15 protein-coding genes and 1 pseudogene are annotated in these 17,821 nt (G+C 65.7%); 5 read left to right on the top strand and 11 right to left on the bottom strand.

The genetic code is table 11. From position 1 onward, the window contains the following. The first annotated feature begins 74 nt into the window (after positions 1–74). Positions 75–362 carry a PilZ domain-containing protein gene (locus J6525_RS31895; RefSeq protein ID WP_225647713.1) on the top strand — a complete coding sequence of 96 codons (288 nt, stop codon included), beginning with the start codon at positions 75–77 and terminating at the stop codon, positions 360–362. A 123-nt stretch (positions 363–485) separates the two neighbouring features. On the opposite strand, the gene J6525_RS31900 is transcribed toward J6525_RS31895, so the two are convergent. Next, positions 486–671 carry a hypothetical protein gene (locus J6525_RS31900; protein ID WP_028333252.1) on the bottom strand — a complete coding sequence of 62 codons (186 nt, stop codon included), beginning with the start codon at positions 669–671 and terminating at the stop codon, positions 486–488. Positions 672–792: 121 nt separating this feature from the next. Here J6525_RS31900 and hemE point away from each other — a divergent pair, with 121 nt between their 5' ends. Then, positions 793–1,839, top strand: a complete 1,047-nt coding sequence (gene hemE / locus J6525_RS31905) for a uroporphyrinogen decarboxylase (RefSeq protein ID WP_225647714.1) — start codon at positions 793–795, stop codon at positions 1,837–1,839. A gap of 188 nt (positions 1,840–2,027) precedes the next feature. On the opposite strand, the gene J6525_RS31910 is transcribed toward hemE, so the two are convergent. Genes J6525_RS31910 through J6525_RS31920 form a run of 3 tightly spaced genes read right to left on the bottom strand, consistent with a single transcriptional unit; the run spans position 2,028 to position 6,287 of the window. Next, a complete protein-coding gene (locus J6525_RS31910; RefSeq protein WP_225647715.1) occupies positions 2,028–3,641 on the bottom strand; it encodes a GMC family oxidoreductase in 1,614 nt (537 codons plus the stop codon). A 59-nt stretch (positions 3,642–3,700) separates the two neighbouring features. Next, positions 3,701–5,290, bottom strand: a complete 1,590-nt coding sequence (gene mhpA, locus J6525_RS31915) for a bifunctional 3-(3-hydroxy-phenyl)propionate/3-hydroxycinnamic acid hydroxylase MhpA (protein ID WP_225647716.1) — start codon at positions 5,288–5,290, stop codon at positions 3,701–3,703. Between the two features lies 1 nt (position 5,291). After that, positions 5,292–6,287, bottom strand: a complete 996-nt coding sequence (locus J6525_RS31920; RefSeq protein ID WP_225647717.1) for a VOC family protein — start codon at positions 6,285–6,287, stop codon at positions 5,292–5,294. Between the two features lie 265 nt (positions 6,288–6,552). On the opposite strand from J6525_RS31920, the gene J6525_RS31925 reads away from it, so the two are divergent. After that, positions 6,553–8,514 (top strand): putative bifunctional diguanylate cyclase/phosphodiesterase, encoded by a 1,962-nt coding sequence (locus J6525_RS31925; protein ID WP_225647718.1) that lies wholly within the window; start codon positions 6,553–6,555, stop codon positions 8,512–8,514. A 33-nt stretch (positions 8,515–8,547) separates the two neighbouring features. On the opposite strand, the gene J6525_RS31930 is transcribed toward J6525_RS31925, so the two are convergent. The 7 genes from J6525_RS31930 to J6525_RS31960 all read right to left on the bottom strand — a co-directional run bounded on the left by J6525_RS31930 (position 8,548) and on the right by J6525_RS31960 (position 16,458). Beyond that, the gene (locus tag J6525_RS31930; RefSeq protein WP_225647719.1) at positions 8,548–9,540 is read right to left on the bottom strand and encodes a PDR/VanB family oxidoreductase; all 993 of its coding nucleotides are present in this window, start codon (positions 9,538–9,540) and stop codon (positions 8,548–8,550) included. A gap of 12 nt (positions 9,541–9,552) precedes the next feature. Continuing rightward, positions 9,553–10,305, bottom strand: a complete 753-nt coding sequence (locus J6525_RS31935; protein WP_092085931.1) for a GntR family transcriptional regulator — start codon at positions 10,303–10,305, stop codon at positions 9,553–9,555. Between the two features lie 14 nt (positions 10,306–10,319). Continuing rightward, complete coding sequence (locus J6525_RS31940; RefSeq protein WP_225647720.1) at positions 10,320–11,369, bottom strand: aromatic ring-hydroxylating dioxygenase subunit alpha; 1,050 nt, start codon at positions 11,367–11,369, stop codon at positions 10,320–10,322. Between the two features lie 278 nt (positions 11,370–11,647). Then, positions 11,648–12,637: a DUF2778 domain-containing protein gene (locus J6525_RS31945; RefSeq protein ID WP_225647721.1), complete on the bottom strand. Its 990-nt coding sequence runs from the start codon at positions 12,635–12,637 to the stop codon at positions 11,648–11,650. Between the two features lie 261 nt (positions 12,638–12,898). Further along, a complete protein-coding gene (locus J6525_RS31950) occupies positions 12,899–15,265 on the bottom strand; it encodes a putative bifunctional diguanylate cyclase/phosphodiesterase (RefSeq protein ID WP_225647722.1) in 2,367 nt (788 codons plus the stop codon). A 138-nt stretch (positions 15,266–15,403) separates the two neighbouring features. Beyond that, positions 15,404–15,814, bottom strand: a complete 411-nt coding sequence (locus J6525_RS31955) for a DOPA 4,5-dioxygenase family protein (protein WP_092085937.1) — start codon at positions 15,812–15,814, stop codon at positions 15,404–15,406. Between the two features lie 23 nt (positions 15,815–15,837). Beyond that, on the bottom strand, positions 15,838–16,458 hold the full coding sequence (locus J6525_RS31960) for a class I SAM-dependent methyltransferase (protein WP_225647723.1): 621 nt from the start codon (positions 16,456–16,458) through the stop codon (positions 15,838–15,840). A gap of 183 nt (positions 16,459–16,641) precedes the next feature. Here J6525_RS31960 and J6525_RS31965 point away from each other — a divergent pair, with 183 nt between their 5' ends. Continuing rightward, a complete protein-coding gene (locus J6525_RS31965) occupies positions 16,642–17,346 on the top strand; it encodes a hypothetical protein (protein WP_225647724.1) in 705 nt (234 codons plus the stop codon). 187 nt (positions 17,347–17,533) lie between these two features. Next, positions 17,534–17,821, top strand: a pseudogene (locus tag J6525_RS31970) (hypothetical protein); the annotation flags it as partial.

Consider the following 17,821-nt stretch of genomic DNA (forward strand, 5'->3'; position numbering starts at 1 on the left):
AAGAAGCGAAAGCGCGACCATCGCGCTTGCGGGGAGCGATCGCGACGGGCATCACATCGGGGTAGGAGACTGCCGTGAGCACAACGATAAGATACAAGACCGACAGCCAACGAACGATCCTGCTGAAGCGCGGGACGATCTTCTTCCGCAACAGCAGTGTCGGATGTCTTGTGCTCAACCTCTCGACCGGCGGCGCGGGGCTCGCCGTGGAAAGCGACGTCGCAATCCCGCTCGCGTTCGAGCTCGAGATCGAGAGCGAACCGATCCGGCGGCACTGCATTGTGGCCTGGCGCCTGGAGCGCCGGCTCGGCGTGACCTTCGAATCTGACCGGATGCAGCGCCCCGCAAGCGGCCCCGTCTAGACTATCCCGGCGATCACGGTATGCGGACGGGCCCGGTGCTCCGGGCCATCGCTCCGCGGCGAATAGTTCGCCGCATGTGGAACTCTCTTGGCATCGTGGTTAGCAGCCGCTGGCATACACCAGCTAATTGTCCCGATTGCCGTCGTGCTTTGACGGCGCGGGCTGCGTGGCGCTGACCGGATCGGAGGCCGGGAAGGTATCCTCGAGCCCCTCCTTCAGCCGGGTGCGGGCCTTGCGGTCGGCAGCCTGCGCCTCGTGCGGCTTCTCGGCATGCTTGTCGTGCGGGGCAGGATCGAATTTGTCGGCCATGTCGTCCCTCCATTCGGGGGACAACGCGGCCGCGCAAAGGGGAGTTCCAGAACCGCCTTGGCCCATTGCGCTGCAGCGTGTATCAGGGGCGCAAATTTGACCGTAATCAGGAACTATCCGCGTGCCCCAGGATCCCACCAAGAAGCCGCTCATCGACGTGCTGTCGGGCCACCGGCAGGCCGTGCCGCCGCTCTGGATGATGCGGCAGGCCGGCCGCTATCTGCCGGAATATCGCGAGCTGCGCGCCAAGGCCGGCGGCTTCCTCGATCTCTGCTTCACGCCCGAATTCGCCGCCGAGGTCACGCTGCAGCCGATCCGCCGGTTCAACTTCGACGCCGCGATCATCTTCTCCGACATCCTGGTAATCCCCTACGCGCTCGGCCGCTCGGTGCGCTTCGAGGCCGGCGAAGGACCGCGGCTCGATCCGCTGGCAACGCCCGGCGAAATCGCGACGTTGGCAACCGATGCCAACTTCGACACGCTCGAGCCGGTTTTTGAAGCACTGCGCCGCGTCCGTCGCGAACTCGCCCCCGAGATCGCACTGATCGGCTTCTGCGGCGCACCGTGGACGGTTGCGACCTATATGGTGGCCGGACAGGGCACGCCGGACCAGGCACCCGCGCGGATGCTTGCCTACCGCCATCCGGATGCGTTCGCCAAGATCATCGACGTGCTGGTCGAGAACTCGATCCACTATCTGGTCGGCCAGTTGAAGGCCGGCGCCGACTGCCTGCAGATCTTCGACACCTGGGCCGGCGTGCTGCCGCCGCGCGAGTTCGCCCGCTGGGCGATCGAGCCGACCCGGCGCATCGTGGCCGGGGTGCGCAAGCAGGTCCCCGATGCCAGGATCATCGGCTTCCCGCGCGGCGCGGCAGGCATGCTGCCGGCCTATATCGAGCAAACCGGCGTCGATGCGGTCTCGATCGATTGGGCCACCGAGCCGTCGTTGATCCGCGAGCGCGTGCAGAGCCGGGTCGCGGTGCAGGGCAATCTCGATCCGCTGGCCCTGATTGCCGGCGGCGCCGCGCTCGACCGCGCGGTGGACGATGTGCTGGAGAACTTCGGCAGGGGGCGGATGATCTTCAATCTCGGCCACGGCATCCTCCCCGAGACGCCGATCGCCCATGTCGAGCAGATGGTCGCACGCGTGCGCGCGTATAAGGGCTGAGGCTCCGTCGCCCACTCTATCACCGTCACCCCCGCGCAAAGGCTTCGCCTTTGTCGCTGGAGGAGCGCGCTCTTGCGCGCGTCTCGAAGGGTCGACGGCCCGGAGCTTTCCGAGCCGTCAGAGCGGGGCCGTGCATCCTTCGAGACGCGCTACGCGCTCCTCAGGGTGACGGATCGAAGAGCGGGCTCCTACCGCGCATCCTCCAAAATCATGTCGGACGCCTTTTCCGCGATCATGATCGTCGGCGCATTGGTATTGCCCGACATCAGGTCCGGCATGACGGACGCATCGACCACGCGCAGACCTTCGATGCCACGCACCTTGAGCCGCTGGTCGACCACCGCGAGCGGATCGTTGCCCATCCGGCAGGTCGAGGTCGGATGATAGACCGTGCTGCCGGTGCGCCGGCAGAAATCGAGCAGGTCGTCGTCGCTGACCACCGTGGCGCCGGGATCGACCTCGCCCACTGAATAGGATTTCAGCGCCGGCGCCGCCAGGATCTTGCGCAGGATGCGGATGCCGTCGATGAAGGCGCGGCGATCGGTCTCGGTCGCCAGATAGTTGATGCGGATTTCCGGCGGCACGCCCGGGTCCGCGCTCCTGATCTTCAGCGAACCGCGGCTCTCCGGACGCAGCTGGCAGACCGAGGCCGTGAAGCCCGAGAACGGATGCAGCTGCTCGCCCATCTTGTCGGTCGAGAACGGCAGGAAGTGGATCTGGATGTCGGGCGAGGCAAGCCGCGGGCTGGTCTTGAAGAACGCGCCGGAGGTGCCGGCAGCGATCGTCAGCGGCCCCTTGCGCAGCGCGGCGTAGCGGAGGCCCGCCATAACGCGGCGCACGGGATGATTGATGACGTCGTTCAGCGTGACGGTCTGCGCGCAGCGCGTGACGATGCGGACCTGCATGTGGTCCTGCAGGTCGTTGCCGACGCCGGGCGCATCGAGCACGATGTCGATGCCGTGCTGCTTCAACAGATCGGCAGGGCCGACGCCGGAGAGCTGCAACAATTGCGGCGAGTTGTACGCACCGCTCGATACCAGCACCTCCCTGCGCGCCTTGGCCTTGCGCAATTGCCCGTTCTGCTTGTAGGCGACGCCGCTCGCGCGCTTGCCGTCGAACAGGATGCGCTGCGCCAGCGCCGAGGTCTCGACATGAAGATTGCCGCGCGTCAACGCCGGCCGCAGATAGGACCGCGCCGTCGAGGCGCGCCGGCCGCGCCGCGTCGTGGTCTGGAAGAAGCCCGCGCCCTCCTGGGTCGCGCCGTTGAAATCCGGATTGGTGGGAATCCCGACCTCGGCTGCGGCATGCACGAAGGCCTCCGACAGCGGATCATGATGCCGCCAATCCGACACCGGCAGCGGGCCGCCGGCGCCGTGATAGGTGTTGGAGCCGCGCTGCTGATCTTCCGCCTTCCGGAAATAGGGCAGGACGTCGTCATAGCCCCAGCCGGCATTGCCGCGCTGGCGCCAGCGGTCATAGTCCTCATGCTGGCCGCGCACATAGAGCAGGCCGTTGATCGAGCTGGAGCCGCCGAGCACCTTGCCGCGCGGCTGGAACAGCTGCCGCCCGTTCAGGCCCGGCTCGGGCTCGGTTTGGTACATCCAGTTGACGGATTTTTCCTTGAACAGCTTGCCGTAGCCGAGCGGCACATGGATCCAGATGTTGCTGTCCTTCGGGCCGGCCTCGAGCAGCAGCACCGAGTGCTTGCCGTCAGCGCTCAGGCGGTTGGCGAGCACGCAACCGGCCGAGCCGGCACCGACGATGACGTAATCATACTCCGCCGCATCGCTATTGTTGTTCACTGGTTTCCCCCGGAATTTCTTTCTTCCGGTGGTACAGACAAAGCGCAGCCTTGAAAAGACTAGTGCCCTGCGCTGAGGTTCTGGAGCAGTTGCCCGACAAGCATACTGAGCTCGCCGGCATTGCGCGCGGTGCCGAAGACGTAGCGGTCCGGCCGCACGATGACCGCCGCGGAGTCATGCTGCCGCATCCAGTCCGCGAACAAACCGTCGCGTTCGATCACGGTCAGCAGACCGTTGGTATCGCTACTTTCGCCTGACGCAGTGATGACGACGCGCTCGCCTGACAGACGCTGCCAGGCGGCAGCGGACGCATCCGACAGCCACGCCATCGGCTCCGCCGCCGTCGTCACGATCGCGAATTCCGGCTGCAGCAGATCGTCGAGCCGGCACGTCCGCCCATCCGGCGCGCGCACATGCGGCTGCACGAACAGCCGCCCGGCAAGCGCGGCATCGCGCGCGATCAGGCCGGAGACGAGATCGGGGATGAATTTCTGCCTGATGGTTTCGGCCTTGCCGGCCTTCAGGTCGGCGCGCAGCCGCGCGTCGCGTTCGACCGCGGCCACCGGATCGAGCTCGCCGATGATCTTGCCGAATTCCTTGGCGCTGGCGACGACGGCGCGAACATGCGGCTTGCGCTCGATCTCGTAACTGTCGAGCAGCGCACCGCCCGCGTCGCCGCGAAGAACCAGCCGCAACTTCCAGGCCAGGTTCACCGCATCGCGGATACCGGCGCACAGCCCTTGCCCGAGGAACGGCGGCGTCTGGTGCACGGCATCGCCCATCAGCAGCACGCGGCGGTCGCGCCAGCGCCGGCCGAGCAGCGCGTGAAAGCGATAGACCGCCGAGCGCCAGATCGTGAGGTCCGAGATATCGGTGAAGCCCTTGAGCAGCTTCACGACATTGTCCGGCGCGCCGGCCGCCTCGGGATCCTCGCCGGGCAGCAGCTTGATCTCCCAGCGCCGCAAATTGCGCGGGCCCGGCACGAAGGTGCCGGGCCGCGACGGCCAGCAATACTGAAAGCTCCTGGCCGGCCGCCTGGCGGGATCGTTGGTCAGCGTGTCGACCACCATCCACCATTCATCGAAGGCGAGGTCGTCGAGGCCGATGCCGAGCTGCTTGCGGACGAAGCTGTTGGCGCCGTCGCAGCCGACCAGATAGCGCGCGCGGATCAGGAACTCCTCGCCGGACTCGCGGCGCGCCGTCAGCATCACCGCGCCATCGTCCTGCTGCAGCGCCACGCCCGTGGCCGCAAGGAAAATGTCGGCATGCGGATAGTCGGCGAGCTTGTCGCGCAGCGCCTGCTCGACGTCCGGCTGCACGAAGGTCACGTTCGGAATCCAGCCGAGCGGGAACGGCGGCGGCATCGGATCGAAGATCTTGATGATCTCGCCGTCGACGCCGAGATAGTGCGAGCCGTTATGCGGGGCGATCGCCTGCTCCATGAAATCGCCGAGCCCGATCGCCTGCAGCACGCGCAGCGCCTCGTGGTCGAGCGTGATCGCGCGCGGCTTGTCGTAGATGTCGGCAATGCGCTCGACGACCGCAACGCGCAAGCCGGATTTCGCGAGCAGGTTGGCGAAGATGGCACCGACCGGCCCGAGGCCGACGATGGCCGCGTCATGGATGGGATAATCGGCTGACAATGACATGCTACTTCGCGAGGTAGCTCTCGAGCGTCAGCGGCTTCGGCTTCATTTGCGGCTCGCGGATCGCGACACCTTCGAACGGCGTCGCCTCCTCGAACCAGGCCTGCCGCGCCGGCAGTCCCCACGGGAACGAGATCGTGTGGTCGGACGGATCCCAGCCGACCGGCTCGTTCTCGATGTCCATGATCTGATAGTGGGTGTTGAACAGCTCGACGCGATGCCCGTCGGGATCGCGCATGTAGACATACATCGCGTGTCCCGGCCCATGACGCCCGGGGCCGCGTTCAACGGCCGCGCCATAGCCGAGCTCGCCGGCGACATCGCAGGCGTTGAGCAGATGATGAACCTCGGGCGCGAGAAACGCGAAATGATGCAGCCGCGGTCCGGCGCCGTTGAAGAACACGATGTCGTGCGGATTGCCCTTGCGCTGCAGGAATACGCCGCGCAGATCGAATGTGCCCACCGGCGCGATATATTCGCTGAGCCGAAAGCCTGCCGCGGTGTAGAACTCGCACGCCTTGCGCACCTGCGGCGTCAGCACCTGGTAGTGATCGAGCCGCAGCGCCGAGCCGCCGGCATGGCGGGTGAATTTGGTGATCATGCGCGGCTCGACCGGCATGGTCGCGCAGAACTCCAGCGGCGTGCCGGCCGGATCGGTCGCATGCAGGGTGCGGCCCTGATGCGGCACCTCGGCACAATCAGCCCGGCATCCCTGCGCTTCGAAGAAGGCCTTGAGCCGGTCGAGGTCATCGTCCTGAAAGACCCGCAGGCCGAGCCGTGCGCAGGCGGCGCCCTCGCCTTTGCGCAACACAAGGCTGTGATGACAGGCCTCCTCGACGCCGCGGAAATAGAGTGCGCCGCCCTCCTCCGCGGTCAGGATCAGCCCGATCACCTTTTCGTAGAACTGCCGGCTCGCCGCGAGATCACGCACCGTCAGGACGACATGGCTGGCCCGCGTGATCCGGAACCCGGGATCGTGGTTCGTGGTCGGGAGGCTCATGCGCACCTTCTGGTTTTTGCCGTTCGCGGAACCCAACTCATTGCGAAAAACCCGCAGGGGATCAAGCAGGGCGGCGTCGGGCAAGCTTTGCCGCTCCGTGACCTCGCGTCACGCATTTGTATCGATTTGTTAGCAATGCCTGCCGGTGGAACCGAAGGAGCGGCCCGCCGCGGCACGGTCCGTTCCAATAGTTCATAGTTTGTCAAAGGTTTGCAGAGAATTCTTCGCCACGGCGCCATGGCCAAACCGGGCAGGCAACGTAGTGATGCGTACCCATCTGAGATCATATTTCGCGACCCTGCTCGCGGGCGACCTCGCGGCCTTCGGTGCACCACCGACGGATGAAGCGCTTGCCGGCCACATCCGCGCCGAACAGGTCTCGCTGGTGCTCGGCTATTCCTTCGGCATCATGCTGGCCAACGCCTGCAACGCGCTGGTGCTCGCGATTGCGCTGTGGCAATCGCCGGACTGGGCCTTTGCGCTGGTGTGGGCGGCCGCGGTGGGCAGCGCGGCGCTGTTCTTCGGCCTGCAGGCGCGGGCATCACGCCGCATCGCCAAGCCGCAATTCGTGTCGCGCCGAACCATGTACCGGCTGGTGCGCAATGCGCTGGCGCTCGGGACGGCCTGGGGCGTCGTCCCCGTCGCCTTCTTCGCGAACGCATCGAGCGGCGCCCAGCTCGTCATCACCTGCCTGTGCGCCGGAATGCTGGCCGGCGGCGCCTTCGCGTTCTCCACCATCCCGATCGCCGCGATTGCGTTCACCGCGCCGATCTTCGTCGGCACCGCGATCTGCCTCGGCCGGGACGGCGATTTCGTCTACCTCCTGATGGCCGTGCTGGTGCTGGTCTACGGTTCGGTGCTGCTGCGCGGCGTGTTCGTCAACGCGTTCGAGTTCAGGCGGCGGATCATCGCCCAGCACGAGGCCGAACGGACGGTGAGGCAGGATCCGCTGACGCATCTGCCGAACCGCGTCGCCTTCAATGAAGCGCTCAACAGCGCACTGAACCGGCTGGCGCGGTCGGGCGAGGAATTCGCGGTGCTGCTGCTCGATCTCGATCGCTTCAAGGAGGTCAACGACAGGTTCGGCCATCCGGCAGGCGACGAGTTCCTGGTGCAGGTGGCCGCCCGGCTGCAGCGCTGCACGCGCGCGGCCGAACATGTCGCACGGATCGGCGGCGACGAGTTCGCACTGATCATGTCGAATCTGACGCGGCCCGAGGATGCGCTGGCGATCGCCGAACGGTTCGTCGCGGCCTTTGCCGAGCCGTTCCCGATCGATGGGCTGGAGGTCAACCGCACGATCAGCACCGGCATCGTGCTGGCGCCGCGGGACGGCAGCACGTCCCACGACCTGCTCAAGCATGTCGACATCGCGCTTTACCGGGCGAAGAAATCCGCACCCGGCACCATCTGCTTCTTCGAGGCCAGCGACGACCGGTCGGCGCGCGACCGCCGCGCCCTGCAGCGGGATCTCGAGCACGCGATCGAGGCGGACGAGCTGTTTCTGGTCTACCAGCCGTTCCTCGACATCCGCAAAGGCCGCGTCACCGGCTTCGAGGCACTGTTGCGCTGGCAGCATCCGACGCGCGGCCTGATCCCGCCGACCGTCTTCATCCCGATCGCCGAGGAGAGCGGGCTGATCCACCAGCTCGGCGAGTGGGTGATCCGCCGCGCCTGCGCGATGCTGTCGCGCTGGCCGGACGACATCCGGATCGCGGTCAATTTCTCCGCGGTCCAATTCCAGAACGTCGGCATCCTGCAGACGATCGTCGACGCGCTGGCCGAGGCGAATGTCGCGCCGAACCGTCTCGAGATCGAGATCACCGAGTCGATGCTGATCTCGAAATACGGATCGGCGCCCGCGATCCTGCACGCGCTGCTCGAGCTCGGCCTGACGGTCGCGCTTGACGATTTCGGCACCGGCTTCTCGTCGCTGACCTATCTGCGCAAGCTGCCGTTCAGCCGCATCAAGATCGATCAATCCTTCATCCGGGACATGCTGACCCAGCCGGATTGCGCCGCGATCGTCAAATCGGTGATCGGCCTCGCGCAGGAGCTGCAGATCGGCGTGGTGGCCGAAGGCGTCGAGACCGCGGATCAGCTCGAATATCTGCGCCAGACCAGTTGCGATGAGGTCCAGGGCTATCTGATCGGGCGGCCGATGTCAGGCAGCGAGATCTCCGCACTGCTCGATCACGATCCGCAGCACTCGGTACACGCGGCGTAACGCCGCTCGAACGCCTAAGCGCCGCTCGGCTCGTCAAGGCGCGTCCGACCGATGCAGGGTGTCGACCGTGATGGTGCCGCGGGCGCGCGACACGCAGGCGCAGATCTTGCGGCTCTCCCGCTTCTGATGGTCACTGAAGAAGACGTCGCGATGGTCGATCTCGCCGTCGACATCGACCACGTCGAGCGCGCAGACCCCGCATTCACCGCGCCGGCAGTCGCTCATCACCTCATGACCGGCTTCGTTGAGCACGTCCAGCATCGACCGGTCGCGCGGGATGACGAGCTCGGTCCCCAGTTCGGTCCCCTCGCCCCTGAGCCGCACGCGGAACGGCTCGGTCGGCAGCAGCCCGCTCGATCCAAAGGTCTCGTAGCGCAAATCGGAGAGCGGGCGGCCAGAGGCCTCCCAGGCGCGCCGCGCCGCGTCCAGCATCCGCATCGGACCGCAGAACAGCGTCATCGTGTCCTGCGGCAGCGCCGCAAAGACGCCGCCGAGGTCGAGCCGCCTGCCTTCGTCGGCGGCGTGGACGGTGAGGCGGTCGCCGAGCGCACGCTCAAGCGGTTCGAGATAGACCGCATCGCCGCGCGTGCGCACGGCATAGTGCAGCGTCACGCCGGCGTCGCGGCGGGTCAGCGCCTGTGCCGCACCGACGATCGGCGTGATGCCGATGCCGCCCGCGATCAGGCAATACTGCCGCCGCGTCCAGTCGAGCTGCACCAGCGAGCTCGGCAGCGTGATGTTGAGCCGCACGCCCGGCGCGAGCGACCACATGTAGCGCGAGCCGCCGCGGGAATCCGCTGCGCGCCGAACCGCGATCCGGTAGCCCTGCGGATCAACTTCGCCGACCAGCGAATAGGAGCGGGTCTGCGGCTGGCCTTCGATGGTGACACCGACATCGATATGGCTGCCGACCGGATAGGGCGCACCCCTAAAGTTATCCGGCCGCAGCAGGAATTCACGGATGCCGGGCGTGAGGTCGCGCACGGCGAGCAGCGTGGCGGATGTCCAGGTCTCGATGAATCCCATGGCGTTCTCCGCTCAGCCGGCTGCCGAATTGATCAGCGCCAGCGCCGGCAGCAGATCGAGATGGCTGCGGTTGCGCAGCGCCAGCCGCAGATTGCGTGCCGCAAGCCTTGCATGCTCGCGCATGATCGCCTCGGCGCGCGCGCCCTCGCGGTTCTCGATGGCGTCGACCACAATGTGATGGTGATCCTGCGCGATCAGCAGGATCTGGCGTGCCTCGGGCAAGGCCGATTGCGCCATCACGAAGCCGCTCGGCGAGGCGAATGGCAGCGCCGAGGCGCGGTCGATCTGCCGGATCAGAGGCGGGCTGCGCGACAGCTCGGTGAGCAACGCGTGGAAGCGCGCGTTGAGCGCGACATAGGACGAAAAGGCTTCGACCGAAATCGGATCCTGCCGCACCAGGCCGTCGATCTCGTTGAGGCATTCCTTCAGCGGCTCGAGATCGCGCGACGAGACGCCGCGCTCGGCGGCGAAGCGCGCGGCCAGGCCCTCCAGCGTGCCGCGCAGCTCGATCGAATCGAGAATGTCGCGCTCGGAAAATGCCTTGACCATGAAGCCGCCGGAAGGGATCGCCTCGAGCAGGCCTTCCTCCTCCAGCCGCACCAGCGCCATCCGCACCGGCGTGCGCGACACCCCGGTGAACTCGACCGCCTGCAGCTCCGAGATCCGCTCGCCGGGCCGCAGGCCGCCGGAGAGAACGAGGTCGCGCAGCGCAAGCTGCGCCCGCACGGTCTGCGACACTGAACGATCGGTTTCGCGTTCCGCCATGGCCCGCCCCTCGCCTACTCGGCAGCCTGCAGCTGCTGCGGCGGATTTTCCTTCGCCACCATGCGGTCGATAACGCGCCGCGCCCACATTGCGCCGGCGTCGATGTTGAGATTGTAGAACACCCGGTCCGGATTCTCGTCCATCGCCCGCTGCTGCGCTTCCAGGATGATCTCATCCTCATGGAAGATGCCGGCGACGCCGTCGCGGATTTCCGAGGTCAGCCGCTGCTCGGTGATGCGGTGATTGCGGACGAACGCCCAGAAGTAATGGCAGGTCTTCTCGGTCTCGGGCGTGATCGTGTTCAGCACATAGCCGTTGACGCCCTGCGAACGATCGCCCTCCGGCGCGCCCGAACCAGCCGGCGCGACGCCGACGTCGATGTTGACGGTGCACGGCGCTTCGAAGCGGATGATCTGCCAGCGATCGACCGGGCCCGGCTTCTGCAGCTGCTTGGCCCAGAACGGCGGCGGCTCGATGCCCTTCATCCAGCGCGTTACGGTGACCGTCTTCTCGCCATGGGTGACGTCGAACGGCGCCTCGGCGACCGCATCATTGCCGATGCTCGAGCCGTGCACGAAGGTCTCGTGCGTCAGGTCCATCAGATTGTCGACGACGAGGCGGTAGTCGCATTTGACGTGAATGGTCTTGCCGTCGCCGGCCCAGGCCGGATCGTGGTTCCAGTGCATGTCGGGCACCAGCGCGGGATCGGCAAGCGCGGGATCCCCCATCCAGAGCCAGATGAAGCGGTGGCGCTCGACGACGGGATAGGCGCGGACGCAGGCCGACGGATTGATCGACTCCTGCGAGGGCATGAAGGTGCAGCGGCCCTGCGCATTGTATTTCAGGCCGTGATAGCCGCAGACCACGGCATCGCCATCGAGTCGGCCCTTCGAGAGCGGCACGAGGCGGTGCCAGCAGGCATCCTCCAGCGCCACCACCTCGCCGTCGCCCTTCCGGTACATCACGACATGCTTGCCGCAGATCGTCCGCGGCAACAGCGCGTGCTTGATCTCGGCATCCCAGCCGGCCGCGTACCACGCGTTCATTGGAAAGGGTTTTGGCACTGGTCCGCCTTCTCAACATGAATGAATACGTTATGTATACATCATTCGCTTAAAAACGACAATAATCATATATATAGGTATTATAATCCGGTAGTAAGTATACAGAAATGCACGAAGATAACCATGTCGGCGCCGCCTCCAAGGAGAGCTGGCGACAACGTGGTGCGATTTTCCGAGACGATGGAAGAAGCAGCCAGGCCGCGCTGGAGGCGGTCAGCGGATCGAAGGTTGGACTCTTCAGGAGCCTGCGCAATTTGCCGGAGGCGCCGGCGCGCGGCCTACGAGTTCGACGCCGCGCGGGTCGAGGCCGACTGGACATCCTTGATGTTGATGACGACGGCGATGCGCTTGATCGTGCCGCTGCGGTAGGCCTGCAGGAACTTGTCGTAGTGCTTGACCGAGATGCAGCCGTTGGAGTCGCCGTTCGGTCCGAGCATGTAGCTGTGGACCAGCAGGCCAACGCGCCCGAACGTGTCGCTGCCATCGACCGGGGTCATGCGCAGCGCGGGCACGCCGTGGAACAGCTTCTCGCGCGGCTTCATCTCATAGATGCCGGGCGGCGTCGCGCCTGCGTTGCGGGCATTCACGTGCGCCGGGTCGTCGAGCAGATTGCCGAGGCCTGAATGCGCCTCGAACTTGGTGCCGTCGGGCATGTACACGATGCGGCCGGTGATGTCGTAGACCGCCGTCGTGCTGTCATAGCCGAGCTTGCCGAGGTCGGGGCTCGGACCGGACAACAATCCATCATTCGGATCGAGCGAGGCCAGTTGCATCTTGCCCGGCATCATGTCGGCAATCTTCTGCAGGAACGTCCGGTTGTCGCCCTGCTGCACCGGCGCCTGTGGCGGTGGCGGCTGATCGTTACGCGCAAGCAGATTGGCCTCGGCCGGCCGCGACCGCGGCATCGGCACGGTGGCCGTCGTCGCTGTGGTCGTGGCGGCGACGGACGCCGTCGCCGACTGGCTGGTCGGCAGTTCGGTCTGCGTGTCGCGCAGCTGGCCGGACAGCGCGTCCTCGATCTGGCCGAACTCGGAATTGAAATCGCCGCGGCTCGAACGGAACCCGCGGCGCAGTGGATAATAGAGTGAGGCCGAATTGATCGTGGAGCGCGCGCCGAAGCGATCGTCGAAGTTCAGCGAGGCTGAGGTGTTGGCGAGGGCTGGACCGTGAAGCCAAGCGGTGGGGTCGATGCCGACCATCCAGGCGGCAAGGCCAGACGACAGGGCAAGCGCGCTCACGGCAAACGCCGTGCTGCCCACCAGCGACATGCCGCGGCTCGACTTACGCCGGGCAGGTTTCGTCGTTCGTTGACCCATCAATCCCCAAGTTCGGTGCTCTGGGGCCTGTTACCCGGCCCACCGGGATTCACCGATCACTCATCATATCAGGGAATTAGAGTAAGGCATAATCGAGACAAAGCGCACAACGAGAGGTTTTTTAAACGTTTTTCGGATGGAAAGTGCCAGAGAATCAGCCTTGGGCGGGCTGAATTGACCGAAAAGGTCCCGATTCGGGACGATTTCGGCAGCTCAGGCGATCTTTTCTTCCCAGAGGGTGAGCACCGGGACCGGCTTCCCGATGGCGTAACCCTGGGCGTAATCGACCCCGATCTGGCGCAGCTCGTCCAGGATCGCGAGGTTCTCGACGAATTCCGCGACCACCTGCTTCTGCATGATCTTCGCGGTCTTGGTGATCATCTCGACCATCGCCCGATCGACCTTGCTGTTCAGGATCTCCTTCACGAACGAACCGTCGATCTTGATGATGTCGACCGGCAGGTGCTTGAGATAGGCGATCGAGGACATGCCGGTGCCGAAATCGTCGAGCGAGAAGCTGCAGCCGATCTCGCGCAGCCGCGCGATGAACTTCTGCGCCTCGTCGAGGTTCGAGATTGCGCTGGTCTCGGTGATCTCGAAACACACCGATGCCGGCGAAACGTCAAGCTGCGCGAACAGCCCGGCGACGAAGTCGACGAAGTCGCTGTCGCCGATGGTGGCGCCGGACAGGTTGATGGCGTAGCTCGCAATCTTGCGCGGCTGGTGCTTGCGCTCGGCGATGATCTCGAAGGCACGGCGAACCACCCAGCGGTCGATCAGCGGCATCAGCCCGTAGCGTTCGGCGGCGGGCAGGAAACTGCCGGGCGGCACCAGCGCGCCGCTCTCGTCTCGCAGGCGCGGCAAGAGCTCGCGCCGGTCGTTGCCCTTCAGCACGCCGTTCACCGGGCGGATCTCCTGCTCGTAGAGGCAGAAGCGCCCCTCATCCAGTCCCTTGCGAATGCGATTGACCCAGCTCATCTCGGCAACGCGCACGGCCATGCCGGTGTCGGACGGGCGGTGCTCCTGGACGCGATTGCGTCCCTTGTCCTTGGCAAGGAAACAGGCAACGTCGGCAAGCCGCAACGCGTCCTGCACGCCGGCACTGTCGGCCAGCCCGACCAGGCCGATGCTCGCGCTGATCCGGAAGCTCGACCCCTCATAAATGAAGTTCGACTGCTCGATCACCGCCCTGACCCGCTCCGCAACGTCGGCAGCGACGTCGTGCGTCGCGGAGCCGTCGTCACGCAGGAGAATGCCGAACTCGTCGCCGCCAAGACGCGCGACGAGGCCGCTGCCGCCGACTTCGGTCGCCAGCAGCCTTGCCACCTGCTTCAGCAACCGGTCGCCCGCCATGTGGCCGCAGGTGTCGTTGACGATCTTGAACTGATCGAGATCGATCAGCATCAGGTCGGCGCCGATGGCCGGCGAGCCCGACATCGCCTTGTGCAGTTCGAACTCGAACTGCCGGCGGTTGGCAAGGCCGGTGAGCGCGTCATGCGAGGCAGCCCACGCCAATTCCTCGACCAGCCGCCGCTCGGCGGTCATGTCGTGAATGATCATGACGCGGCCCGCCGGCTCGCCGGCATGCACGATCGGGGTCTCGACCACCGAGACCGGCACGCTGGAGTGGTCCGGCCGCACCAGGAGCTGCGGCCGGCTTTCGTCGTCGGCGTCGAACGATCCGCGCACCGGCTGCTCGGCAATGTTGAACAGCGACGCCAGCGGCCGTCCCGTCACCTCCTGCCCTGCCGCGATGAGCCGCTGTGCGGCGGCGTTCATGTAGTCGACCCGATCGTCCTGCGTCGTCACGATGACGGCATCGCCGATCGACGCCAGCGTGAGCTGGGCGCGCTCCTTCTCGACCGCGAGCGCGGTCTCGGCGAGCCAGCGCCGCCACAGCATCCGCCTCGTGTGGACCAGCACGATGGCGGCAAGGCAGGCCGCGATCACGAGGTTGACCAGCAGCAGCAGCGCGGAGACCTGGCGCGACGCCTTGCCCAGATGATCGGAGAAATCGACGGCGAGCGTGCTCAGCGCGGCATCGACTGTACCGATCCGCTCGGCCCAGTGCCTGATGGTCGCAGCCGACGGATCGTGCAGCGCGACGTCGTTCGCGGCCTCGTTCCGGATTTCAATGAGCTGATCGAGCAACCCATCCGAACTACGCCATGCCGTCACCGCGCCGGCCACGTGGTGCATCTTGCGGAAATATTTGAACAGCCAGATCAGGCCGCCGATGTCGTCATCATGATTGCCTGCCCTGGCGAAGCCGGCCCTCGCCACGGCGTCATTGTTGCCCGGCGCTTCCAGAGCGCGCCGCGCCGTGCGGTCGGCCAGCGGCACCGCGATCGCGGCATCGAATTTCTGCAGATAGAGCGGCGCGCCGGTGCTGACATAGGTCTGCAGGTAGTGGATGGCGTCCTTCTGTCCCTTCGACCACATGCTTTCGCCGGCCACGTAGGCCCTGACGGCAGACATCACCTGCAGGCTGCCCGCGGACAGGCCGCCCAGCAGCAGCACGATGGCCAGCAGCGGTCCCACCACCCGCCACAACGACCAGCTTCGAAACGAAAAGAACATGCCCAAATGCGCCCGCCCCTGAAAATTATCGGGTGAGCCTAGGAACCGTGACTTAACCTCACGTTGCAGAACGCGATGAGTTTGAAACGACTTGGCTGCAGCACAATTGCGTCAAACTTTACGCAACAGCCGCGACGCTCAGGGACGCAGTGTCGGCGACGTGTTCGGCGTCGGCGCCTGCTCCATCTCGGCCTCTTCGGGCAGCTTGTCGGCGTGGACGGCGAGCGGCGTGCCGATCCAGAGCGGATCGTCGTGGTGGTCGCGGCGCGGATTGGTGGTGTTGGGATGGACCAGGATGCTCAGGCTGCCGTGGTTCAGCATCAGCCACGGCACCAGGGTCGGAAACAGCTCGGCCGCAAACGCCACCTGATACATCGCCTGATCGTGCGGGCCGACCTTGACGTCGTGCCAGCGCCCGAGCGTGACCAGGAAGCGCTCGCCGATCCAGTTGCGCAGCCGCTCCGCCTCGTCCCGGCTGGCCGCGGGGTCGTAATAGACATGAGCGTGATAGCTCGCGATCTCGCCGATCGTCCGTGGCGCGTCCGTCATCTCACCTCTCCCTCCGCGGCCGGTCACTTGCGCCGCAGCACACTGAACTGGAATGACTGCGTCGCGCCCCAAGGCGTGACGTGCCGGTGCGCCTCATGCGCGATCAACTCGAATGCCGGACCAATGGTCCTGCTGAGCGTCGCGGGGTCATAGCGCTGCACCGGCAGGCCGCTGCACTTCTCCGGGCCATCCAGTGCGAAGGTGCCGATCACGGCGTGCCCGCCTGCTTTGACGCCGCGATGCAGCCGGTCGAGATAAGCTGCGCGGTCTGGTTCCTCGACCAGGAAGTGAAACGCCGCGCGATCGTGCCAGATGTCGAAGGTCTGCTGCGGCTGCCAGACCGTTGCGTCACCTACGATCCAGTGCACCGCGTCAGCTGCTGCGCCGATCCGCTCCCGCGCGTTCGCCAGTGCCGCCTCGGAGAGATCGAGCAAGGTCACATCATGAAAGCCGCTCGCCAGCAGCACATCGACAAGTCGCGAAGCTCCGCTGCCGATGTCGACGATCGAGGCGTCGCGGCCGGGCGCAACCGATTCGATCAGGCGCAGCGATGGCTGCGGATCGGCCTGCGACCAGCTCACCTGCTGCTCTCTCTTGGTCAGATAGACGGTCTGCCAATGCGATTGCCGATCAGAAGCGGTCATGGCGATAGGTCCCGAAAGCGGCAACAACCTGCGTTGCGCCATTAACCATCAGCTAGGCGCGGCGGTCTCTCGCGTCAACCGGCAGCGGCGGGCACGCACGGCGGCGTAGCAGCAAATGCCGCATTTGCTTCGCCGCATTTTCCAACTAACCTGATGGCCGGGTTGAGATCAGGGCGTCCGGGGATGGCCAATTTCGGCTGGACACGCGGCAACAAGCCTGCACAAGCGGAGGACGCCGCCAGCGACTTGCGCGGCCTTACCGATCCATTGGCGTTTCTCGCCGCGCTCGACAAGGTGGTCCCGCGCTATCTCGATCTCGCCGACAATGGCGTGCTGGTCTATCCGGCCTGCAAACGCAAGTCCGGCGATCTGCTCGGCGACATCAGTGCGATCTGGGAGCACACGCGGCTTGAAGCGATGCGCTATGTCCCAATGGTGCCGCGGCAGGACATCTCGCTGCTGGTCGATCCGGCCCGCCAGGCGGAGATGATCGATGCTTTCCTGCGCCAGCGCGCGCACGACAAGACCGTCGTCGATTTCACCGGCACCGCGATCGAAGACTACGGGATCGCGATCTACGCTGGCCTGAACTGGCTGAACCATTGCGGCGCCCTCGTGGGCGCGGATCCGCAAAAATTTTCCGGCACGTTGCGGAGCTTCCGCAGGGTCATGGTGGTCGCCCAACAGTGGTGGGCGATCGACGGCGCGGCCGAGCGCTGCCGGCAACTGCTGGAAGCGCGCGAACGACCGCCGCTGGTGTTCTTCCTGATGTGGGCCGAATGCACCAATTTGGCGCGCGAGATCGCGATCGCGGCGGCCGGTCCAAATGCAACCGAGGACACCATCTCGCGGATGCGCGCGGCCGAAGATCCGGACGAGCTGACGTAATGCGCGGATCGGACGCGCGGCCGCAGACCAAGGTGCCATAAATCCAGGATGTCCGCTTTCGAGAGGTAAAGCGGACTCGCGACCCCGACCACGCGGATGTCGCCTTCTGACCCAGCTCGGACATTCGGCAAACGTCGAGCCATTTTTCTGCTACATGTGGCATCGGATTTCCCGGGCGGGGGGCGTCATGAGCGACGAGCGCGTGGAGCGGAGACAAGCAGCCGTGCCGTCGGCAGACGAGGCGAATATCGAGCCCATCTTGCCGGATATGGCTGCACGCACCGAACTGCATTCGATTAACACCTTGACGCTATCGGATACGCAATTTTTGCGCGGTGAGGCCGTCGGGAAGGCAACGACGACTTCTGGACAGCTCCGGCTCGCGACGAACTCTGGTCAGTTGCCGGTCGTGGTCCTGCAGCATGGTTCCGCCGGTATGGCGCCTAACGTCGAGATGTGGGTCAGGGAGCTCAAC

The organism is Bradyrhizobium australafricanum, from assembly GCF_020329495.1.
Classification (GTDB): Bacteria; Pseudomonadota; Alphaproteobacteria; order Rhizobiales; family Xanthobacteraceae; genus Bradyrhizobium; species Bradyrhizobium australafricanum.